Annotated in this window: 19 protein-coding genes and 1 pseudogene; 5 read left to right on the forward strand and 15 right to left on the reverse strand. The window is 55.4% G+C overall.

Annotated elements, in window-relative coordinates:
* Nucleotides 1-209 precede the first annotated feature (209 nt).
* From M6D89_RS13405 to M6D89_RS13445, 9 genes and pseudogenes are all read right to left on the reverse strand, one after another.
* On the reverse strand, nucleotides 210-953 hold the full coding sequence (locus M6D89_RS13405) for an ABC transporter ATP-binding protein (protein WP_253968588.1): 744 nt from the start codon (nucleotides 951-953) through the stop codon (nucleotides 210-212).
* Nucleotides 950-1,726 carry an ABC transporter permease gene (locus tag M6D89_RS13410; RefSeq protein ID WP_253968589.1) on the reverse strand — a complete coding sequence of 259 codons (777 nt, stop codon included), beginning with the start codon at nucleotides 1,724-1,726 and terminating at the stop codon, nucleotides 950-952. Before M6D89_RS13410 ends, M6D89_RS13405 begins: the two co-directional genes overlap by 4 nt.
* A 35-nt stretch (nucleotides 1,727-1,761) precedes the next feature.
* Nucleotides 1,762-3,183 (reverse strand): mannose-1-phosphate guanylyltransferase/mannose-6-phosphate isomerase, encoded by a 1,422-nt coding sequence (locus M6D89_RS13415; RefSeq protein ID WP_253968590.1) that lies wholly within the window; start codon nucleotides 3,181-3,183, stop codon nucleotides 1,762-1,764.
* A 12-nt stretch (nucleotides 3,184-3,195) separates the two neighbouring features.
* Entirely contained in the window at nucleotides 3,196-3,990 is a 795-nt protein-coding gene (cysQ, locus tag M6D89_RS13420) for a 3'(2'),5'-bisphosphate nucleotidase CysQ (RefSeq protein ID WP_253968591.1), read from the reverse strand.
* Nucleotides 3,991-4,006: 16 nt separating this feature from the next.
* A complete protein-coding gene (cysC, locus tag M6D89_RS13425) occupies nucleotides 4,007-4,630 on the reverse strand; it encodes an adenylyl-sulfate kinase (RefSeq protein ID WP_253968592.1) in 624 nt (207 codons plus the stop codon).
* 64 nt (nucleotides 4,631-4,694) lie between these two features.
* Complete coding sequence (locus M6D89_RS13430) at nucleotides 4,695-5,375, reverse strand: hypothetical protein (RefSeq protein WP_253968593.1); 681 nt, start codon at nucleotides 5,373-5,375, stop codon at nucleotides 4,695-4,697.
* Between the two features lie 395 nt (nucleotides 5,376-5,770).
* Nucleotides 5,771-6,190, reverse strand: a pseudogene (gene hepT / locus M6D89_RS13435) (type VII toxin-antitoxin system HepT family RNase toxin).
* A 101-nt stretch (nucleotides 6,191-6,291) separates the two neighbouring features.
* Nucleotides 6,292-6,564 carry a nucleotidyltransferase domain-containing protein gene (locus M6D89_RS13440; protein ID WP_253968594.1) on the reverse strand — a complete coding sequence of 91 codons (273 nt, stop codon included), beginning with the start codon at nucleotides 6,562-6,564 and terminating at the stop codon, nucleotides 6,292-6,294.
* A gap of 16 nt (nucleotides 6,565-6,580) precedes the next feature.
* Nucleotides 6,581-7,918 carry an MATE family efflux transporter gene (locus M6D89_RS13445; RefSeq protein ID WP_253968595.1) on the reverse strand — a complete coding sequence of 446 codons (1,338 nt, stop codon included), beginning with the start codon at nucleotides 7,916-7,918 and terminating at the stop codon, nucleotides 6,581-6,583.
* A gap of 222 nt (nucleotides 7,919-8,140) precedes the next feature.
* Here M6D89_RS13445 and M6D89_RS13450 point away from each other — a divergent pair, with 222 nt between their 5' ends.
* Genes M6D89_RS13450 through rimI form a run of 3 tightly spaced genes read left to right on the forward strand, consistent with a single transcriptional unit; the run spans nucleotide 8,141 to nucleotide 10,943 of the window.
* Nucleotides 8,141-9,688 (forward strand): 2-isopropylmalate synthase, encoded by a 1,548-nt coding sequence (locus tag M6D89_RS13450; protein ID WP_253968596.1) that lies wholly within the window; start codon nucleotides 8,141-8,143, stop codon nucleotides 9,686-9,688.
* Nucleotides 9,689-9,703: 15 nt separating this feature from the next.
* Entirely contained in the window at nucleotides 9,704-10,444 is a 741-nt protein-coding gene (locus M6D89_RS13455) for a hypothetical protein (protein WP_253968597.1), read from the forward strand.
* Entirely contained in the window at nucleotides 10,434-10,943 is a 510-nt protein-coding gene (gene rimI / locus M6D89_RS13460) for a ribosomal protein S18-alanine N-acetyltransferase (protein ID WP_253968598.1), read from the forward strand. Before M6D89_RS13455 ends, rimI begins: the two co-directional genes overlap by 11 nt.
* A gap of 219 nt (nucleotides 10,944-11,162) precedes the next feature.
* On the opposite strand, the gene ilvN is transcribed toward rimI, so the two are convergent.
* Both ilvN and M6D89_RS13470 read right to left on the reverse strand, forming a co-directional pair.
* Nucleotides 11,163-11,654, reverse strand: coding sequence for an acetolactate synthase small subunit (gene ilvN, locus M6D89_RS13465; protein WP_215975611.1), 492 nt, complete (start codon nucleotides 11,652-11,654; stop codon nucleotides 11,163-11,165).
* A gap of 1 nt (nucleotide 11,655) precedes the next feature.
* Nucleotides 11,656-13,389 carry an acetolactate synthase 3 large subunit gene (locus tag M6D89_RS13470; RefSeq protein ID WP_253968599.1) on the reverse strand — a complete coding sequence of 578 codons (1,734 nt, stop codon included), beginning with the start codon at nucleotides 13,387-13,389 and terminating at the stop codon, nucleotides 11,656-11,658.
* Between the two features lie 416 nt (nucleotides 13,390-13,805).
* Here M6D89_RS13470 and M6D89_RS13475 point away from each other — a divergent pair, with 416 nt between their 5' ends.
* Nucleotides 13,806-14,228 carry a DUF4124 domain-containing protein gene (locus M6D89_RS13475; RefSeq protein WP_253968600.1) on the forward strand — a complete coding sequence of 141 codons (423 nt, stop codon included), beginning with the start codon at nucleotides 13,806-13,808 and terminating at the stop codon, nucleotides 14,226-14,228.
* Between the two features lie 459 nt (nucleotides 14,229-14,687).
* Here M6D89_RS13475 and clpB read toward each other — a convergent pair whose 3' ends face one another.
* From clpB to rluD, 3 genes are all read right to left on the reverse strand, one after another.
* Nucleotides 14,688-17,336 carry an ATP-dependent chaperone ClpB gene (gene clpB / locus M6D89_RS13480; protein ID WP_253968601.1) on the reverse strand — a complete coding sequence of 883 codons (2,649 nt, stop codon included), beginning with the start codon at nucleotides 17,334-17,336 and terminating at the stop codon, nucleotides 14,688-14,690.
* A 104-nt stretch (nucleotides 17,337-17,440) separates the two neighbouring features.
* Entirely contained in the window at nucleotides 17,441-18,199 is a 759-nt protein-coding gene (pgeF, locus tag M6D89_RS13485) for a peptidoglycan editing factor PgeF (protein WP_253968602.1), read from the reverse strand.
* The gene (rluD, locus tag M6D89_RS13490) at nucleotides 18,192-19,145 is read right to left on the reverse strand and encodes a 23S rRNA pseudouridine(1911/1915/1917) synthase RluD (protein WP_253968603.1); all 954 of its coding nucleotides are present in this window, start codon (nucleotides 19,143-19,145) and stop codon (nucleotides 18,192-18,194) included. The genes pgeF and rluD overlap by 8 nt, the downstream gene beginning before the upstream one ends.
* Before the next feature lie 132 nt (nucleotides 19,146-19,277).
* On the opposite strand from rluD, the gene M6D89_RS13495 reads away from it, so the two are divergent.
* Nucleotides 19,278-20,180, forward strand: a complete 903-nt coding sequence (locus M6D89_RS13495) for an outer membrane protein assembly factor BamD (protein ID WP_253968604.1) — start codon at nucleotides 19,278-19,280, stop codon at nucleotides 20,178-20,180.
* A gap of 353 nt (nucleotides 20,181-20,533) precedes the next feature.
* Here the strand turns inward: M6D89_RS13495 and M6D89_RS13500 are convergent, their stop codons facing one another.
* Complete coding sequence (locus tag M6D89_RS13500; RefSeq protein WP_253968605.1) at nucleotides 20,534-22,162, reverse strand: NAD+ synthase; 1,629 nt, start codon at nucleotides 22,160-22,162, stop codon at nucleotides 20,534-20,536.
* Nucleotides 22,163-22,249 lie beyond the last annotated feature (87 nt).

Raw genomic sequence — 22,249 nt, forward strand, 5'->3', positions numbered from 1 at the left:
TTTAACTGGATTCCGTGTCGGGGCACGGAATGACGTGGGGTCGGGAATGACGTTCTTTCGCTACTATGGTTATTCCGTGCCCCCGTCATTCCCACGGAGGTGGGAATCCAGCTAGAGAGCGCGGCTTGCCGCTACATCGATGGAACCCAGAAAGACAGTTATGCCTTTGGCAAACTCATTCCCACGGAGGTGGGAACCCAGATAAAAAGTTATGCCTTTGGCATACCCTTCCCCACCCCCGGCGCGGCCATAGGCTTAGCGGGCGCTACTTTATACTGCGCCGCAACGTCGCGGACGCTGCCGCTCGCACAGATAAAGCCCTTTTCTAGCCAGAGGGCGGTGTCGCAGAATTTAGACACTTCGCTGGCGCTGTGGCTAACAAAGATTAGACTTTGGTTGCCGCCTAGCTTTTCATTCATCGCTTCGCGGGCACGTTTTTTGAAGGTGGCGTCGCCCACAGCCAGGGCCTCGTCCAGTAGGAGTACGTCTATGCCGGTGTAGAGCGCAGTAGCGAAGCCTAGGCGCGAGCGCATGCCCGAGGAGTAAGTAAAAATGGGGCGCTCGAAAAAGTCTTTAAGCATGGAGAATTCTTTAATTTCGTCCATGTGCGATAAAGCTTCGCTGCGGCTGTAACCTTGCAGCATGGCGCTTAGCAGGGCATTGTCGCGGCCGGTTAGGTCTTTGCGAAACCCCAACCCCAAGGTGAGCAACGATCGCTTGACCCCGGCGCTTACCTCTAGACTACCATGGGTAGGCGGGATAATACCCGCCAGAATTTGCATTAGGGTACTTTTACCACTGCCATTGCGGCCCAAGATGGCGAGCTTGTCGCCGCGCTTTAGCTCGAAGCTGACACCGCTTAGGGCTTGGTGCTTAAAGTATTTGAAAAAACCCACCCGACTTTTGTAGGTAAAGCCGACGCGGTTTGCTTTGATTAGTATGTCTTGGCTCATCGGATTACCACGCGTAAGGCTATGTTGCGGCTGTCGTAGTGATATAAAACATGCAGGGCGGCAATAACCACCACTAATAAGCCACTTAACCAAGCCAGATGAAACATATCGTAAACTTCGTCGCGCATTAAAATGGCGCGGAAAGAGTCCAAGTAAAACGCCATGGGGTTATAATTGAGCAAGGCCTCGCGCAGCCAGGGGTCGGGTATGTCGTTAATGTCCCAGAATACCCCCGAGGCAAACAACATAAACACCATAAACATGCCTATTAACTTGCTAACGTCGCGCGCGTAACTAACCAGCCAAGCCCCCAGTAAAGTGCAGGCAATAATAAACAAATACTCGCTAACCACCAGCGGCAGCAACAGCCACCATAAAGAATCGGGGTAGGAATCGTAGGCAATCGCTAAGCACAGCAACACCCAAAATACCGCCCATTGCCGGTATACCCCTTCTTGCACGCTAATATAGGGAAACAAGGTTTTAGGGGCATCCATTAAGCCGATCAACCCTTTGTTTTGAATTAAGCTATTGGAGCCTTTAGAGACCGACTTGGTAAACCACAGTAGCGGTATCTTGCCGCACATAAGGAAGAATAAATAGTTGGGACCACCGCGCTCCAGGAAGTAGGCAAATACCAAATAGAAGATCACCACATACAACAGTGGTTCCAGTATCCACCAGAAATAACTGAGAATTAACTTTGAGGCTTCGGCTTTTAGCCCCATTCGTGCTTGCACATGCACAAGCGATACAAACTGTTTTACGTTCACTAATCCTTCTTAGCCTTGCGGCATATTCTTACACTTTATTCGTAACGGGTAATGTCATCTTCACCCAGGTAGTCGCCGCTTTGCACCTCGACCATAATCAGGTCAATCACGCCCGGATTTTCCAACTTATGTTTGTGCCCGGCAGGTATAAACGTAGATTCATTCACCCCCAACAGAGTGATTTGATCTTCATTGGTAATGCGCGCCATACCTTGCAGTACCACCCAGTGCTCGCTGCGGTGGTGATGCATTTGTAAGGTGAGCGAGGTGCCCGGCTTAATCACAATACGGCGCACTTTGAAACGTTCGTGCTCTTCGAGCACAGTGTGACTGCCCCAGGGGCGGTGCACAGTGCGATGCTGTAAACGGGCACCGTGGCCAGAACGCTTTAGCTGAGCGACAATGTCTTTCACCCCTTGCGCCTGGCTTTTATGGGCAATTAACAGGGCGTCGGCGGTATCTATTACCAGCAAATCTTCCACCCCCACCAGGGCGGTCAAGCGGTCGTGGCTGCGCACGTAGTTGTTGCTGGCACCGGTGCTAAGCACTTCGCCGTCAAAGCGATTGCCGCGGTCATCGGCCGGGGTTAACTGGCCCATGGCCTCCCACGAGCCTATGTCACTCCAACCAATGTCTGCTTTGACCCCGGCCAGACACGCGGTTTTTTCCATTAACGCATAATCAATGGAGATGTCCGGTACCTGAGCGAAAGCCTCGGGACACAAGCGGGTACTGCAATGGCCCTTGCCCTGGGATTGAATACCCGATTCTAACGCCCGCGATACACTTTGCAGTAGCTCGGGCGCGTGGGCTTTAAGCTCGGCCAACGCCAGATCGGCGCGGCTGCAGAACATGCCCGAGTTCCAGTAGTAGTTGCCGGAATCTACATACGCCTGCGCCGTGGCGGCGTCGGGTTTTTCTACAAATTGTTGCACACTTAACTGATCGCCCGGCCCGGCGGCGGCCTGAATATAGCCGTAGCCGGTTTCCGGGTGTTCGGGCACGATACCAAACACGGTCAATTTTTGCTGCGCAGCCAAGTTGGTGGCCTGCTCTACGGCGCGGGCAAAGGTGGACTCGTCGGTAATTAAATGGTCAGCGGCCAATATTAGTATGTGCGCATCCGGCCCGTAGCGGCTGGCAACATCTAACGCGGCCGCAGCAAACGAGGCGGCAGTGTTGCGGCCAAAGGGCTCCAGAATATAACCGTGATTACAAGCCACGGCGTCATCGGTAGTTGCGTAGGCGTCTTCGGTTTTAAACAGTAAATCGTCGGTGGTAACAGTGAGCACTTCGCTCACCCCCGGCAATTGGCTGGCACGGCGAAAGGTTTTTTGAATCAGGCTTTCGCCGTCTGGCAAGGGAATAAACGGTTTGGGGTGGGTGACCCGCGACTCTGGCCACAGACGCGTGCCCGCGCCGCCGCACAAAATAACCGGTACCAGTATCGGCTGCATAAAACTGCCCGATTACTTGGGCGCCCCGGCGTAATCCGCCGGTGCCGCCATAAAGAAAGGGTTTAACACACTGTCTTGCTGGTTGTAGACCAGCGGCTCACTGGTATCCAAATGTACCAGCTTACCCCCGGCACCCAGCAACACGGCGTGGGCGGCGCCGGTATCCCACTCACTGGTCGGGCCCAGGCGCGGGTATAGATGGGCGCGGCCCTCGGCTACCAAACAGATTTTTAGCGAGCTGCCCATACTGGTAATACTGGGTGAGTCAAACTGGGCGACAAACTCGGCGAAGGCTTCGCTCTGGTGGGAACGGCTACCCACAATGCACCAATCAGCTTTGCCTTTAGGCAGAGGTGCGACGTTTATGGCCTGAGCGCTGCCGGACTCAATTTTTTCACTGCCCTGTGTGGCAGTGCCACCGGCGTAGGTGACCCCTAGCGCGGGCGCGACCACCACACCCCACACAGGTTTTCCATCGACAATATGGGCGATATTAACAGTAAATTCACCGTTCTTTTTAATAAATTCCTTGGTGCCATCCAACGGGTCCACCAACCAGTATTCAGCCCATTGGCTGCGCTCGGTCCAGGGAATATTGGCGCTTTCTTCCGACAAAATAGGCGTGTCGGGCGTTAAAGCTTGCAGCGCGTCTTTAATATGGTGGTGGGCGGCCAGATCGGCCTCGGTTAGCGGGCTGCTGTCGGATTTTTGCTCTACGGCAAAATCCTTTTGGTAGATCACCATCATTTTCTCGCCCGCTTGTTCGGCAGCCGCGACAACCTGACGGTAGAGCTGGGAGTTCGACATAAAAATCCTTCTGAATCTATTTCGCCAGTACTTTTAATATGGCGTTAACACTGGCTCCAACATCGTTACCGCTGGTATCGATGGTTATCTCGGCGTGGTCGGGGGCCTCGTAGGGGTCACTGATGCCGGTAAACTGTTTGATAATGCCCGCGCGAGCTTTTTTATACAGGCCCTTGGGGTCGCGCTCTTCGCACACAGAAAGCGGGGTATCTAAGTAGGCCTCGATAAATTGGCCGTGGTTAAACATTGAGCGCACCATCTGGCGATCGCGCCGATAGGGGGAAATAAAAGCGCAAATTACCACCAGGCCAGCATCGACCATCAACCTGGCAACCTCGCCTACCCGGCGGATGTTTTCGGCGCGGTCGGATTCAGTCATGCCTAAGTCTTTATTCAGGCCGTGACGAACATTGTCGCCATCGAGCAAAAACGAATTAACCCCACGGTGATGCAGGGTAGCGTCCAGAGCGTTGGCCACGGTGGATTTACCCGACCCAGATAAGCCGGTAAGCCAGATACAGCGTGGAGTTTGGTCCAGAAGCTTGGCACGGTCGACCGAACTGATGGTTTGGTTGTGCCAGACGGCCTCGCAGGGCAAGGTGTCGTCAATACGTTGATAAGGGGATTTTTCGTCGCTCATGTCGTCCCTTTCGCGAAGGTTTTGGGTATTGTACCGATTTTGCGGGGGAAAAAGGAAGGTTGCGCTAAAAGCGCAGCTCTTTTGCTGGGTTCCCGGTCGGGCCGGGAATGACGTCTTGATCTGAAAGCACAGCTCTTTTGCTGGGTTCCCGGTCGAGGCCGGGAATGACGTCTTGATCTGAAAGCACAGCTCTTTTGCTGGGTTCCCGGTCGAGGCCGGGAATGACGTCTTGATCTGAAAGCACAGCTCTTTTGCTGGGTTCCCGGTCGAGGCCGGGAATGACGTCTTGATCTGAAAGCACAGCTCTTTTGCTGGGTTCTCGGTCGGGGCCGGGAATGACGTCTTGCGCTGAAAGCACAGCTCTTTTGCTGGGTTCTCGGTCGGGGCCGGGAGTGACGTCTTGATCTGAAAGCGCAGCTCTTTTGCTGGGTTCTCGGTCGGGGCCGGGAATGACGTCTTGTTCTGAAAGCGCGGCTCTTTTGCTGGGTTCCCGGTCGGGGCCGGGAATGACGTCTTGTTCTGAAAGCGCGGCTCTTTTGCTGGGTTCCCGGTCGGGGCCGGGAATGACGTCTTGTTCTGAAAGCGCGGCTCTTTTGCTGGGTTCCCGGTCGGGGCCGGGAATGACGTTTTGTTCTGAAAGCGCGGCTCTTTTGCTGGGTTCTCGGTCGGGGCCGGGAATGACGTCTTGCGCTGAAAGCGCAGCTCTTTTACTGGGTTCCCGATCGGGGTCGGGAATGACGTTCATTCGCGGTAGTGACGTCTTGTGCTGAAAGCGCAGCTTTTCTGTTAGGTTCCTGGTCGAGGCCGCACTACTGTCCGGAATATTATAGAATCGCCGCGCCAAGCTAAAATCCGTCCTTCCCTCGAAGGTGGGAATCCATAGAAATCAATCAGTTACACAATCTACATACATGGGCCCCGTCTTCGCAGGGGTGACGATATTTTTAAGTCTTTGCCCCCTTAATTGGCTGTGCCTCATAATTGCGGCACGCTAAAACAAGTTACTAATAATTATCCCCGACTATTTGGTATAGGGGCACAATAATGAAGGTACGAAACAATGAATTTCGCCACTGTAGTATTTAGACGTCACGCCCTCGGACGAGGGAGTCTCACCAGGAGGGGCTCCCAACCCACCATTCAAGCATCCAACTGTTTGATACCAGTGCGGGCAAAGCGCAATAAGGGCTCGTAGTAGGCGTTTTGGATGACTGATTTTAGAATGTCAGGGTCCGCCTCTACGTAGTCGTGTACCAACACGTTGCGAAGGCCAATCACTTTGCATCAGGAGATCTCGTCATCAATCACCCCGGCCACCTGCAGGGCCTCGATGGCTTTGCGTGGTTCGAGGGCAACTTGACCGGTAGCCGACTTACACCAGTGTTTAGCAATGCCAATACAGCTTTCTATAAGCAAATGCACAACACGCTCAGCGGCCACCTTCTCTAGACGACTCCAGGCACGCTCCGCAAGAATACCGCTTAATAGCTTCAAGTCTTGCTCGCACTCGTTCAGATGTTGCTGCTGAGCTCGGATATAGGCTTGGTTCGCTAAACTCATCGCTTATCACCCCACTGATCTCGATTGCCATAGTCATGTTCCGAGCGTGAGAGTATGCGCCGCTCCAGCCCCAGACGAACAAAAACATCCCCGTCTAGCAATCATTGACCATCGGTTAAAATAGCCAGACCTAATGGGATAGGCACCAGCGAGATATCAACGACCGATAGCTCTGATTCGCTTATACCGAGGCTATCCCGCCACTGTTGTGCCATAAGCTCTGGCCGCAGACGTCGTTCCAAAGGAGCTTCTAACCAATCATTAAAACCAACCGCTAAATCATAGTCGCTATCTGGATGGAAATCACCGCGCGCCCTAGAACCATACAACCAAAGCGCGACAATGGACGCATCTTTTTTGGCCATATAAGTCATTTTGATATCAAGTCGTTCATCCCTTTCTCACCCGTCCTTGCAGCCACCACCAGGCCCAGCCGCCCACCACGATATTGGTCAACGCCGTAGCGATAAAAAGCCCGTTAAGGCCCCACAACTGTTGCAGCGCCCAGGCCAGGGGCAGAAAGAGCAGCAGTACCCGGCTGACCGATAGCAGCATCGCGGGCCAGGGATTGCCGAGGCCGTTAAAGGCCGCGTTGACGGACATTACCAACCCGTAGGCACCGTAACTAAAAGGGACAATACTTAAATAGAGCATGGCAACGGTCGCAACTTCAGTGTGATCGGTAAAGAGCTGCACAATGGGGCCGCCCAGCAACCATAATATAAGTGTCAACAGCGCGCCGAAGCCCAGGCAAAACCCGGTGAGCACCTTCTGCGCCTGAATCAGCCTGGAAGTTAAACCCGCCGAGTGGTTTTGCCCAAAAAACGGCCCCACCACCCCGGACAAAGCGTAAAAGGCGATGAGTGCCAGAGGCTCAATACGTACAGCAATACCCATTCCCGCGACGGCATCTGTTCCGTAACGAGCGACCATCATTACCACAATACCGCTGGCCAGCGGAATAATAATATTGGACGCCATGGCGGGCAGGCCCACGTGCACAATGCTGCGCCAAGATTCAGCGATAGCACTGCGCGAAGCAAAAGGCGACGTCAACAACCCTACTCGGGCGCGCAAAATATACAGCGCAACCAGCAGGGTTAGCCCCCGAGTGATTAAGGTCGCCCAGGCCGCCCCCGCCAGCTCTAAACGCGGAAAACCCCACAAACCGAAGATTAAGAGCGGGTCCAAGAGTGCGTTAAACACGGCGGCAGCCCCCATCAGGCTGCCCTGAATTCGACTGAGGCCCATAGCCCGCAGCGATGCCAGAGCGACCATGGGCACTAACAGGCAGGGAGCACTGAAATACCAAATGCTCATGTACTGATGAATAAAAGGCAACAATTCGGCCGAGGCGCCCAGCAAAGTAAAAAGCGGGTTAATGGTAAACCAACCAATGGCGCACACGGTCACGGAAATGAACAGCGTTAGCGTCACCGCATCGGTGGCCAAGCGCTGAGCCTGATGCGCCGCCCCGGCTCCGACACTGCGCGCTACTGCCGATGACGTGCCCGCCCCCAACCCGATGCCAATACTGGTTAGCACCATCACCACCGGAAAAGTGAAGCTCATGGCGGCAAGTGGTTTATTACCCAGTTGAGCGACGAAGAAGGTATCTACCACATTGAACGACATAGTCGCCAGCAGCCCCCACACCATGGGCAAAGCCAGGGCGCGTAACTGGGCCGACACCCGGCCTTCTGTCATGGTGGCGTGTAGCGGGGGCATGAATGGGAACCTGTTTTTACCGAGGGGCGAGTATATCAGTTGATGCGAAAAGCCGCGTGCTTTAACTGGTCACAACATAGCTGGAATCCAGCTAAAAAGCGCGGCTTGCTGCCACATTCAGCGTCTCGCGTTCCGCCTCCCAACGACCCACTGGTATGATTCCCCCCGCGCAAACTCTATAATGCACCATTGATTTGCAACCGCTCAGATGTAGGCAAGGCCATGACCGCTAAAGACAAACTGTATATTTTTGATACCACCCTGCGCGACGGCGAACAGAGCCCCGGCGCGTCCATGACTCGCGACGAGAAAATTCGCATTGCCAAAATGTTAGAGAAAATGCGGGTGGATATTATTGAAGCGGGCTTTGCCATTGCCAGTAAGGGCGACTTTGAATCCATTCAGGCCATTGCCAAAGCGGTTAAAGACAGCACCATTTGCTCACTGGCGCGCGCCGTGCCCGGCGATATCGAGCGGGCGGCCGAGGCGATTAAACCCGCCAACAGCGGCCGGATTCATACGTTTATTGCCACCAGCCCCATTCACATGCAGTACAAGCTAAAAATGCAGCCCCCGCAGGTGCTGGAGCAGGCCGTGTCGGCGGTAAAACTGGCCCGCAACCATACAGACGATGTGGAGTTTTCGCTGGAGGACGCCAGCCGCTCGGAATTTGACTTTATGTGCAAAATTATCGAGTCAGTGATCGACGCCGGAGCGCGCACCATTAACCTGCCAGATACCGTCGGCTACGGCGAACCGGAAGAATACGGCGCGATGTTTGGCCGTTTAATTAACGCCATTCCCAATGCGGACAAAGCCATTTTCTCTACCCACTGCCACAACGACCTGGGCCTTGCGGTGGCCAACTCGCTGGCGGCGGTAATGCATGGCGCCCGCCAGGTTGAGTGCACCATTAACGGCTTGGGCGAGCGCGCCGGTAATGCCGCGCTAGAAGAAATCGTAATGGCAGTGCGCACCCGCCAGGACATGATGCCGGTTGAAACCGATCTGGACGCCACCCACATTGTGCCCACCTCGCGTCTGGTCTCCAGCATTACCGGCTTTGCGGTACAACCCAACAAAGCCATCGTGGGTGCCAATGCTTTTGCGCACGAATCGGGCATTCACCAGGACGGCGTGCTTAAGCACCGCGAAACCTACGAAATCATGCGCGCCGAGGACGTAGGCTGGAACACCAACAAGCTGGTGTTGGGCAAACATTCGGGCCGCGCCGCGGTGAAAGCGCGCTTTGAAGCATTGGGGATTACCTTCGACAACCCCGAAGCCCTGAGCGCCGCCTTTGAACGCTTTAAAGACTTGGCGGACAAAAAACACGAGATTTTCGACGAAGATTTACAGGCGTTGGTCAGCGACGTTAAACCGCAATCGGTGCCCGAGACTTATCAGTTGGGCGATTTAGAAGTGGTATGCAAAACCGGACAACAACCCACCGCTACCTTGTCACTGACCATCGACGGCAAAGAGCACACCTGTAGCGCCACCGGCAGCGGCCCGGTGGATGCCACTTACAAGGCCATTGAAAGTGCGGCGCAAAGCCACACCACCTTAAAGCTGTACTCGGTTAATGCCATCACCCAAGGCACAGATTCGCAAGGTGACGTAACGGTAAGACTGGAAAAAGACGGGCAAATCGTCAACGGCGTAGGCGCCGACACTGATATTGTGGTGGCCTCGGCCAAAGCCTATTTGCACGCCCTTAACCTGCTTGCCGCTCCCGAGCGTTCGCACCCGCAGCGCGAAGGCATTTAAACAAAAGGCTAAGGCATGAACGAGCGGCAGCGTCATCAATATTTAAGTGCCATGGGGATCGACAGCTTCATCCCCAGAGTGCTGCTACCTCACGCTCCGGCCCCCACTCTGTGCGACTTGCCGGTAGTTAGCGAAACGCCTGCGCCCCCCCTATCTGCCCCCGTGCAGAACAATCCAATGGCGCCGCCAGCCCCCAGTCAAGTGGGGAATATGCTGGGCGATATGGGCATTGCGACCGACAAAAAGCCGGTGCGCAAAGAGCCGCTTAACCTTTATCTGCCCCAGCCCAAAAAAGGCGTCACCCCGGTGCATCTGCACCTGTGGCGCCCCAGTAATAAGCTGCTGATTATTGATGAGCACACCCCGGGTGCTGCCTTACCCACGGATAGATTGCTGGCGAGTATTCTGCGCGCTTGTCGCCAGCACAACATACCTTTGGGTGAGCCCGAGCGTATGCGCTGCCCGCTGAATGAACAGCTGGCGAAAATGTACAGCCAGGACGATCTGCGCGAAGAGCTGCAAGCCTGGCTAAGCGAGGAACTTGCCAAGCAGCAAGAGCCTGAGCTGTGGTTAATGGGGCCCGAGGCAGCGCAGTGGTTTGTAAGCCCGGAAAACGTGCCCGAGGCTTTCAGCCAAACCCAGCTAAACCTTACCGGCACCCAACGCCAACCCGCTATTGTGCTGCCAAGTTTGAGCAAATTACTGCAAGAACCACAACTAAAACAAAAAATTTGGCCTACCTTGAATGGCGTTTAAACCCTTAGACCCGAACACCTTAACAGGCGACTGCCAAACCGCTACCGGCGAAACACTGACCTTGCGACCTTTGACGGAAGCCGATATCGAGCCGCTGTGCGAGATTGAAAAACGCGCCCACTCTCACCCCTGGAGTCGCCGCCTATTTACCGACTGCCTACACTCGCGCCAGCGCTGCATTCTTATTTTTACCGGCCGGACGCTTGTGGGCTATTTTGTCGTGACCTATGCCGCCGGCAGCGCCGAGCTGTTAAATATTGCGATTGATCCCTCGCAACAAGGAAAAGGCCTGGCCTTTGCGGCACTTACGCATTTAATCCAAGCACTAAACGGCGTCGCCGAGACTTTATATTTAGAAGTGCGCGAATCCAACCAGTCGGCTATTGCCTTATATCAAAAGCTGGGGTTTGCCGAGGTGGGCATTCGGCCCAATTACTACCCCGCCGCAAAAGGCCGCGAAGATGCGGTGATTATGGCTTTCAGTTTTGTAGATGAGTGATGGATAGCGGCGGCAAAGCCGCGCTTTTTATCTGGATTCCAAATCACGTTTGGAATGACGGAAATTTCAGCTCCTGTCATTTCTTGAAGTCCGTTAGTTTTTGACCCCTGTCATTCCATGCCCCGACACGGAACCCAGCGATAGAACGCGCCTTGTCGCAACATACACACGATAGGGAAAGGAAAAACGGCTCCGCCGACAACGGAGCCGGAAGGCAGGTTACAGGCTTAACACCTTCTCGCCCCGGGCGATACCCGAGACACCCGAGCGGACCACTTCCAAGATAGAAGCATCGCCCACGGCTTGTAAGAAGGCGTCCAGCTTGTCGCTGGTGCCGGTAATTTGAATGATGTACAGGCTGGCGGTAACGTCCACGATCTGACCGCGGAAGATATCCACACAGCGCTTAATTTCGGCGCGTTGAGCACCGGCGGCTTTGACTTTGATCAGCATCACTTCGCGTTCGATGTGAGCGCCCTCGGTCAAGTCCACCAGCTTTACCACATCGATCAACTTGTTCAGATGCTTAGTGATCTGCTCAATTTTGTGATCGTCACCAATGGTGGTTAACGTCAGACGCGACAAAGTCTCGTCTTCGGTAGGCGCCACGGTGAGCGATTCGATATTGTAACCACGCTGTGAAAATAGCCCCACGACCCGCGACAGCGAGCCGGGTTCGTTTTCCATTAATACTGAAATAATTCGTCTCATCTTATGTGCGCTCCGTTTTGCTGACCCACATATCGCGCATGGAGGCGCCGGCAATTTGCATGGGGTAAACATGCTCAGAAGTGTCTACTGCGATGTCCATAAAGACCACGCGGTCTTTCATGGCAAAGCACTCTTCCATTTTCGCCTTTAGGTCGTCTTTTTGGGTCACGCGCATACCGACATGGCCATAGGCTTCCATTAACTTCACGAAGTCGGGCAAGGAGTCTTCGTACAGACTTTCGGAATAACGGCTGTCGTACTGCATATCCTGCCACTGGCGTACCATGCCGAGGGCCTGGTTATTGAGGCAGATAATTTTTACCGGCAGATGATACTGGGTGAGCGTGGCCAACTCTTCGATACACATCTGAATGCTACCCTCGCCGGTCACACAGGCCACGACCGCATCGCGATGCGCCATTTGCACGCCCAGCGCGGCAGGCAAGCCAAAGCCCATGGTGCCCAGACCACCGGAGTTGATCCAGCGGCGCGGTTTGTCGAACAGGTAATACTGCGCGGCAAACATCTGGTGCTGCCCCACATCGGAGGTGATATAAGCATCGCCGCCGGTTACTTCATGCAGCGCTTTAATTACGTCTTGCGGCATGATTTTCTCGCCGCCGGTGTTATAACGCGGCGCTGTGTACAAGCCATGGCTGTCGCGCCACTCGTCGATTTGCTCCCACCAGTTTTTGATCGCCGCCGCGTCTGGCTTTTGCTCGCTTTCGCCAATCAGCGCCAGCATTTCGCTCAATACACTGTCCACCGCGCCCACAATGGGAATATCGGCGGTTACGGTTTTAGAAATAGACGCGGGGTCGACATCAATGTGAACAATTTTGGCGTTAGGGCAGAACTTGTTAACCGCGTTGGTTACCCGATCGTCAAAGCGCGCGCCCACCGCCAAAATGGCATCGGCATTGTGCATGGCCATGTTGGCTTCGTAAGTGCCGTGCATACCCAACATACCCAAAAACTGACGGTCGCTGCCCGGGTAGCAACCCAAGCCCATCAGAGTGTTGGTAACCGGGTAATTCAGCTTGCGGGCAATATCGGTTAATAGCTCAGAGCCGTTGCCCTGAACCACCCCGCCACCGGCATAAATAACCGGGCGTTTGGATTCCAGCATCAGCTGAACGGCTTTTTTGATTTGCCCCGCATGACCGCGAGTGGCCGGAGTGTAAGAGCGAATCTTCACCTTCTCCGGATACTCGTAGGGATAGGTATCAAACGGGTTAGTGATATCTTTGGGGATATCAATGACCACCGGACCGGGGCGACCGGTGCGGGCGATGTAGTAAGCCTTTTTGATCACCTCGGGAATATCGCGAGCGTCGCGTACCATAAAGCTGTGCTTTACGATGGGACGTGAGATACCCACCATATCCGTTTCCTGGAAGGCGTCTTCGCCGATGCGCTCGGAGACGACCTGTCCGGACAGCACCACCATGGGAATAGAATCCATATAGGCGGTGGCAATGCCAGTAATAGCGTTGGTGGCGCCGGGGCCAGAAGTAACCAACACGGTTCCCACATCGCCGGTTGAGCGCGAATAGGCATCGGCCGCATGGGTAGCGGCTTGCTCGTGACGCACCAAAATGTGCTTAACGTCTTTTTGTCGGAAAATAGCGTCGTATATGTGCAGCGCAGCGCCACCGGGGTAGCCGAAAACGGTTGTTACGCCTTCGTCCCGCAGCGCGCGAATTAACATATCGCCGCCTGATAGCATTTCCACGTTATTTCCCCTTTAAACTGCTTGAGTCAAATAAAATAAATAGGCTCCACTATAGCAAAGCAACAGGGCTTGTTGCCGCCAAAGTGGCAAGTCTATGTGAATTCAGGATTCCCCAAGTTACGCGCTGGTAGCAATTGCGGTTTCTTGGGCAGGCGGCATCGGTGGATGCGCCTACGCGGTGCGGATGGTTCAACAAGCGGGTGACTTGCTGGCGCGGCCAGGTGCCGAGGTTTTCGGCGGGTTCGCGAGCCATCTAGCGAGAGGGTGTATTGTCGCAATATACGCCGTAAAGTCAAGGAATGCGGGCGATTTGCTGGCGCAAAAGGCATCAAATTCACAAATCGCGCACGAGGTTTCACACGGCGAGAAAATTCAGGTTATAGTGATCAGTCTAAAAAGCTCTAATAGGTGAGATTATGATCGCATCAATGTGGCGTATTGCCTTGGTACTCGTTGCACTGGCCGGCGCTAGTTTACCCGCTGTGGCGGCGGATACTTTTTACAAGTGGGAAAGCGAAGACGGCACTACCCACTACGGCACCCGCCCACCCAATGGGGTTGAGAGCACGGCGATTCAGCCCAAAACCGGCCACAGCGAACCGGTCAACTATTCCCACGGGCAAAGCGACGATAAACAGGCACAGGCCTCAAGCGCCGCAGCCGAGCAATCCACCAAAGACCCCGCCCGCTGCGAAGCAGCCACCAAAAACGCTGACATTCTGGGCCGGGGCGGCCGGGTACGCGAACCCACGGATGATGGCAGCTTTCGCTATTTGAGCGAAGAAGAGAAGGCCGACAGGTTAGAGCAAGCCCGTCAGGCGATAGAGGAGTCTTGCTGATGAGCCCGGTTACGGATTACCGAAGCATGAGACGCTAACGCGCGCTTTTTAACTGGATCCTCGATCGTGGCCGAGGATGACCCTCGGTGGTGGCAAAGCTGACGGTGCCAGCATCCAAAGACGAGGGCAGGCGGTTTCCGTTATTTCCGGCACCGCTTATGCGCTAGGCTCGTCATCCCGTTCACTCCATCCATTCGCGCCACCGTCACTTCACGCCCCGCCATTTTGCACCACAAGCCTCGGTACTTTCCGTCACGCCATACCCGAGCCCCCGTCACTCCCTGCAGCAACCCGTTACCCCGTCGTTCCCTGCAGCATCTCCTTACTCCGCCATTCCCTGCGTGTGCCCCCTCTTCCGTCATTCCGTGCCACGACACGGAATCCAGTCAACGAACGCGACTAGAGGCAGCATAAATGCTGCCCAGCTTGTCGCCTCATACAGAATGGCTTTTTAAAGGGTTAGTGGACCTTCCGGGCATTAAAGACAATTTTATCTCCATCCATTTTCGCCTCAATGGTATCCCCGGGAACAAATTTGCCTGCAAGTATTTCCTGGGCCAGCGGGTTTTCGATTTCCTGCTGAATGGCGCGTTTGAGCGGTCGGGCGCCGTAGACCGGATCGTATCCGGCTTCGGCAAGCTTATCCATAACCTCATCCGTTAAGTCCAGGGCCATTTCTTTTTCCGCCAAACGCTTACTGAGCTGTGCGGTCTGGATATCGGTAATACCGCGAATCTGGTCTTTGGCCAGCGGGTGGAACACCACCGCTTCATCAACTCGGTTGATAAATTCGGGACGAAAATGCTGCCCCACCACTTCCATGACGGCATCCTTCATGGCGGCGTAGCGGTTCTCGTTGTTGGTGGAGTCGGACAGGCCACCGTCGCCGTCAAAGCTCACGGTGTCAAAGGATTTGTCTTCGGCCAGATCCTGAATTCGGTCGGAGCCCAAATTCGAGGTCATCACCACCACGGTGTTGCGAAAATCCACGGTGCGACCCTGGCCATCGGTTAAACGGCCGTCGTCTAACACCTGCAGCAGAATATTAAACACATCCGGGTGAGCCTTCTCGATTTCATCCAGCAACAGCACTGAATAGGGCCGGCGGCGTACGGCCTCGGTTAAGTAGCCACCCTCTTCGTAACCGACATAGCCCGGAGGCGCGCCGATTAAACGGGCTACCGAGTGTTTTTCCATAAACTCAGACATATCAATACGCACCATGGCCTCTTCGGTGTCGAACAGAAACGACGCTAGGGCTTTACACAATTCGGTTTTACCCACGCCAGTGGGACCCAAAAACAGGAAAGAGCCATTGGGGCGATTGGCGTCCGACAGCCCCGCACGGGAGCGGCGCACCGCGTTGGAAACGGCCACCACGGCTTCGTTTTGGCCGATAACACGTTTGTGCAGCGCGTCTTCCATTTTTAAAAGCTTTTCGCGTTCGCCTTCCAACATTTTAGAAACCGGAATACCCGTCCACTTGCTGACGACTTCGGCGATTTCTTCATCGCCCACGCGGTTGCGCAGCAAGGTCATCTCCATCATGTCGACCTGGCTGGCCATATCCAGCTGTTTTTCCAGCTCCGGGATAATGCCGTATTGCAATTCCGACATACGCCCCAGATCGCCGGCGCGGCGCGCAGCGTCTAAATCCTGACGGGCTTGCTCCAGAGAACTTTTAATTTCTTGCGAGCCGTGCAAGGCCGCTTTTTCGCTGCGCCAGATTTCTTCCAGCTCGGCGTATTTGCGCTCCAGCTCTTCAATGTCCGTTTTGATTTTTTCCAACCGTTTGCGACTGGCTTCGTCCTCGTCTTTTTTTACCGCTTCACGTTCAATTTTAAGCTGAATAAGGCGTCGTTCCAGCTTGTCCATCTCCTCGGGCTTGGAGTCGATTTCCATGCGAATGCGACTGCCAGCTTCATCGATTAAATCAATCGCCTTATCCGGCAGCTGGCGGTCGGTAATATAACGCTGAGATAACTTAGCGGCGGCGATAATCGCGGAGTCGGTAATATTAACGCCATGGTGCAATTCGTAACGCTCTTTCAAGCCGCGCAAAATCGCAATGGTGTCTTCCTCGGAGGGTTCATCCACCAAGACTTTTTGAAAGCGGCGCTCGAGCGCGGCGTCTTTTTCAATAAACTGGCGATACTCATCCAAGGTGGTGGCGCCCACGCAGTGAAGCTCGCCGCGCGCCAGGGCAGGCTTTAGCATATTGCCGGCATCCATGGCGCCTTCGGCTTTACCGGCGCCCACCATGGTGTGTAGCTCGTCAATAAACAGAATAATGCGGCCTTCCTGTTTGGACAGCTCGTTCAGCACCGACTTTAAGCGTTCTTCAAAGTCACCACGAAACTTGGCACCCGCTAACAACGAGCCTAAATCCAACGATAACAGGCGTTTGTTTTTTAAACCTTCGGGCACTTCACCGTTAACTATACGCTGGGCCAAACCTTCGACAATGGCGGTTTTACCCACACCCGGTTCACCGATTAACACCGGATTGTTTTTGGTGCGACGTTGCAACACCTGCACGGTGCGGCGAATTTCATCGTCGCGCCCAATCACCGGGTCCAGCTTGCCGGCTTCGGCGCGGGCGGTTAAATCGACAGTAAACTTTTCCAATGCCTGGCGGTTGCCCTCGGCATCGGCGTCGTCCACGGTTTCACCACCGCGCACTGCCTCTACCGCTTGTTTTAGGCGTTCGGTATTGCCGAACTGCTGCAGTAATTTGCCCAGCTCGCTGTCTTTATCGTCCATGGATGAGATAAGAAGCGACTCGCTGGAGACAAATTTATCCCCCGCTTTTTGCGCGTGGCGATCGGCCAGGTTCAGCAAGCGCGCCAACTCTTGCGACATACGCACATCGCCGGATGGGCTCTGAACCTTAGCCAGCCGATCCAGCGCTTTGTTGAGTTCGTTGCGCAGGCCTTTCACATCAAAGCCGGCCTGAGATAACAGCGGCTGCACAGTGCCGCCCTGCTGATCCAGCAAGGCCAGCATTAAATGCGCGGGCTCCAGCTGAGTGTGGTCGCGCCCTACCGCCATGGACTGAGCGTCGGACAACGCCAGCTGCAGTTGATTGGTTAAACGGTCGATTCGCATGGGTTATTCCCTCAAAAATACTTGATTGCTTGCTTATTAAAGTAGGGGCAGTTGGAGGGAAATCAAGTTATTCGTCTGACGTCAGGCGTCGGACGTCAGACGAATCATTTAATCCATATCGCCGTGGCCATACGGCCGGTGTGTTTACCATCGCGGCGATAGGAGTAAAAACGTTTGCTATCGCGGTAGGTACAAAAGTTTCCACCGTAAACCTGTTGGACACCGCAAGCGTTAAGGGCAGCGCGGGCCAGGGCGTATAGGTCGGCGTAAAAATGCATGGGCTTGCGTCCTGGCTGCATGGCGGCGGCGATGGCGTCCGTGTGCTCATCGGACTGTGCATTTTTAAAGAAGGCTTCGAGCACATCAATACCCACCTCAAAATACTCTGGGCCTATAGCGGGCCCCAGCCACGCGAGCAACCGCTGCGGCTTGGCGTTAAAGCGATTCACGGCCCTGGGCACAATACCGCGAGCCAGCGAACGCCAACCGGCATGCACGGCGGCTACTTCGTCGCCCTTCTCGCTGCACAATAAAATGGGCAGACAATCGGCGGTGAGCACGGCGCAGGGCAAGCCACGGGTGCGCGTAAAACTGCCATCGGCGGTGCGTACCCGGCCATCGCTTTGGGCGGCAACCACTTTAACGCCGTGAATTTGCTCCAGCCACTGAGGCCCCTGGGGCCAATGGCAGGCCTGAGCCAGACCTTGCCGGTTGCTTTCTACTTTTTGCGAATCATCCCCCACATGCAGCGCCAGGTTGTTACTGTCGTAGGGCGCGGTGCTGACGCCTGCGGATCGGGTGGTGGCAATAGCGCCCACACAAGCCGGGGCGGGCCAATCGGGGCTGATGAACGCGTTAGTCATCCGCTTGCTCCAATGCGTTTAACAGTTGCACCATATCCTCCGGCAGAGGCGCCTGCCAACTCATAGACTGTTCGCTGTGCGGGTGAACTAACCCCAAGCTGGCCGCGTGCAGCGCCTGGCGGGGAAAGCTACGGAGCGCCTCTAGCAACTCGGCCGAGGCGCCGGCCGGCTTACGAAAACGCCCGCCATAGACCGGATCGCCCACCAAGGGGTGGTTAATATGCGCCATGTGCACGCGAATCTGGTGGGTGCGACCGGTCTCAAGCTTAAGACGCAAATGGGCGTGCTGGGTAAAACGCTGCAATACCCGGTAGTGAGTAACGGCCTCTTTGCCGCTGACAGGCACCACGGCCATTAGCTTGCGCTGTTTGGGGTGGCGACCAATGGGGGCGTCCACCTTGCCGCCACCGGTAAACTGGCCCACGGCGACCGCCTCGTATTCGCGGCTGACACTGCGCGCCTGTAACTGGGCCACCAGGTTATGGTGGGCGGCTAAGGTTTTGGCAACCACCATCAGGCCCGTGGTGTCTTTATCCAGGCGATGCACGATACCTGCCCGGGGCAATTGTGCCTGATCGGGATTATGGTACAAAAGTGCATTGACCAGAGTGCCGCTGTAATTGCCCGCTGCCGGGTGCACTACCAAGCCCGCGGGTTTATTGACCACCAACAGGTGTTCGTCCTCAAAGACGATATCCAGGGGAATATCTTCTGCCTCCCAGGTGTCATCGGCTACCAGTTCGGCGCGCAAAGCGAGGATTTCTCCCCCCAGCAGCTTGTCTTTGGGCTTGGCGCTGGCGCCGTCCACAGTAAGCTGCCCCGCCTTAATCCACTCTTTTAGGCGCTCGCGGGAATAATCGGGGAACAACCCCGCCGCCACCTGGTCAAATCGCTGGCCTCGCTGTTCCCGGGGCACCTGGGCGGCAAGGTCTATGGTCTGACTCATCCGTTTACTCTCGTGATGCGGGGGTCTGCTTTGGCTTGGCCCCCGACTGTGTTTAAATAGCGCCCTGTACGGCGGGCGGTTGTGGCCTTAGCCTGAATTGCGTGATGATAACGAATTGTGAGCCCTAACCCTATGCGAGCGTCTGTTTTTCTTTTAAGCGGCCTTTTAATTCTGCTGCTTTCTGCCTGCTCATCCAATGGCGAGCGCCAGGATTACACCTCTGAGGCCGATCTGTACGAACAGGCCATGGGCCAACTGAACAGCAGCCGCTGGGAGAGCGCCATCTCCTCGCTGCAGTTGCTGGAAGAGCACTTCCCCTTTGGTAAATACGCCGAACAGGCACAGCTTGAGCTGATTTACGCCTACTACCGCTCGGGCGACCCGGATGCCGCCACAGCCTCGGCGGATCGCTTTATTCGCCTGCATCCGCAACACCGCAATGTGGATTACGCGTACTACATGAAGGGCCTGGCCGCCTACGATAAAGACGAAAACTTCCTTGCCACCATTATTCCCCTGGACCAGACCCAGCGTGACCCGGGCGCCGCGCGTGAATCACTGGCCTACTTTACCCAGCTACTCAACCGCTATCCCGACAGCTCTTACGCTCAGGACGCCAAAAAGCGCATGTTGTACCTGCGCAACCGCCTGGCACGCTATGAAATTCACGTAGCCAACTACTACTTTAAGCGCGGCGCCTATCTGGCATCGGTCAAGCGTGGCCAGTATGTGCTGGAAAACTACCAGGGCACCCCGTCTACACCCGACGCCCTGGCGGTCATGGTGCAGGGCTATCACTTGCTGGGAATGGACGAACTGTCAGACCGCAATCTGGCGGTGCTGCGCCTAAACTACCCCGACCACCCGGCCTTTGATAACAACGGTGAATTCAACTTTCAGCACGGTGATGTCGAAGAGCGCAGCTGGGTGAGTAAAGCCACCTTTGGTTTATTCGACAAGCGCGACCCACGCGGTTTTGACTCGCGCCGGGTGTACGACCCGCAGTATCAGGATACGCCTCGGGCGAGTCAGTAGATCGCCGGGAGCGATTCTGCAAAAAAAGCGGCGCCTAGGCGCCGTTTTTTGTGGGCGCTGGCAATGCAGACAACCGACTCAGAAACACCTGTGCCCCCACCAAGCAACGCCTGGCGGTCGCCCTTAAGCGGCTAAACACAAAGGCTCACCGCAGGTGGCTGTTTCTCTGGATTCCCTCATTCGAGGGAATGACAATAAAAATGCGAAGCCAAGACCAAAGCCCCTGCAGACGTTATATTCCCGGCACCGCCACCACGGCCGCACCAAAGCGCCTTACAGATGTTTATTCCCCGCACCGTCATCCCCGGCCACGACCGGGGACCCAGAAAAAGAGTTATGCCTTTGGCATACCCTTACTCCCCCGCCTTCCACCCCGAGGTAATCGGGTAACGCCTATCGCGGCCAAACCCACGGGTGGTAATACGCGGCCCAATGGGACTTTGGCGGCGTTTGTATTCGTTGATATCCACCAACCGTACCACCCGCTGCACATCCTCGGCGTTAAAGCCTTCCTTGATAATCTGATCAGCGCTGTAGTCGCGCTCTACATACAGCGCGAGAATCTCGTCCAGCACCTCGTAGGGCGGCAGCGAGTCCTCGTCTTTCTGATCCGGGGCCAACTCGGCCGAAGGCGGGCGAGTGATAACGCTTTCGGGAATAATCTCGCCATTGCGGTTGCAGTGGCGGGCCAGCTCAAACACCAGGGTTTTGGGCACATCTTTAAGGGCGTCGAACCCCCCGGCCATATCGCCGTAAAGGGTGGAGTAGCCCACCGCCAGCTCGCTTTTGTTGCCGGTGGTAAGCACCAGATAGCCTTTTTTGTTGGAAATGGCCATAAGCAGCACGCCGCGACAGCGCGCCTGCAGGTTCTCTTCGGTGGTATCAACGTTTAAACCGGCAAATTCGTCGGCCAGGGCACCCATAAATGCCTCGTACATGGGCTCGATACTGATGGACTGGTAACGCACACCCAGGGTTTGGGCCTGGGCGGCGGCGTCGTTTTTACTTAAATCTGAGGTGTAGCGAAACGGCATCATTACCGCTTCAACCCGCTCGGGGCCCAAGGCCTCGACGGCTAGCGCCAGGGTAAGGGCCGAATCGATCCCCCCCGACAAGCCCAGCACCACCCCGCGAAACCCGTTTTTATTGACGTAATCGCGCAGGCCCAACACCAGCGCCTGATACACCGCGTCCAACTTAGAGGCTTGCGGCGCCAATGCTTGCGGCGCCAGGGTAAGCGTGTCGCCTTCGCGAATAAACGTGCTGTAACTAATCGCCTCGGCAAATTCGGGCGAGCGCTGGCAGACCTTACTTTGTTGATCAACAGCCATCGAGCCACCGTCAAACACCAGCTCATCCTGTCCGCCTACTAAATTGGTATAGACAATGGGCATGCCCCCCTCAGCCGCCCGGCGAGCCAGCAGTTGCTCGCGCTCTTGCGCCTTGCCCTGATGAAAGGGCGAGGCATTTAAATTAAGCATTAGGCGCGCACCGGCATCCCGCGCCTGAAGCATGGGCTCGCTTTGCCAGATATCCTCGCAAATGGTCAGAGCGGTGGGCGTGCCGTTTAAATCAAACACACAAGGAGCATCGCCGGGCACGAAATAGCGCACCTCATCAAACACCTGATAATTGGGCAGCGATTGCTTGGCGTACTCAACTTTCAGCTCGCCCTGCTCGATCACCCCGGCCATATTAAATACCCGACCCGCAACCACCTTGGGGTAGCCCACGACCAAAGCCAACGGCAGGTTAGCTGCTTTCAGCTCGCCCAGAGCACGTTCGATACGCAACTGCAAACTTGGGCGCAACAGTAGATCTTCGGGGGGGTAGCCGGTCAAGGTCAGCTCGGGAAAGACCAGTGCGTGGGGCTTACACTCAGACATCGCCTGGCGGGCAATATCGAGTACTTTTTGTGTGTTTCCGGGAATATCGCCTACCAGCAGATTTATTTGCGCGGATCCAACAACCAAGTTTTCCATTGGGACATCTCTTCGTTCAAACTTACGCGTATTTTCCGCTATCGCGCGCAATTAAGCAAAGTAGCAACCGCGCGGCTATGTTGTACA

Origin of the sequence: Gilvimarinus xylanilyticus (assembly GCF_024195295.1) — a bacterium.
GTDB lineage: Bacteria > Pseudomonadota > Gammaproteobacteria > Pseudomonadales > Cellvibrionaceae > Gilvimarinus > Gilvimarinus xylanilyticus.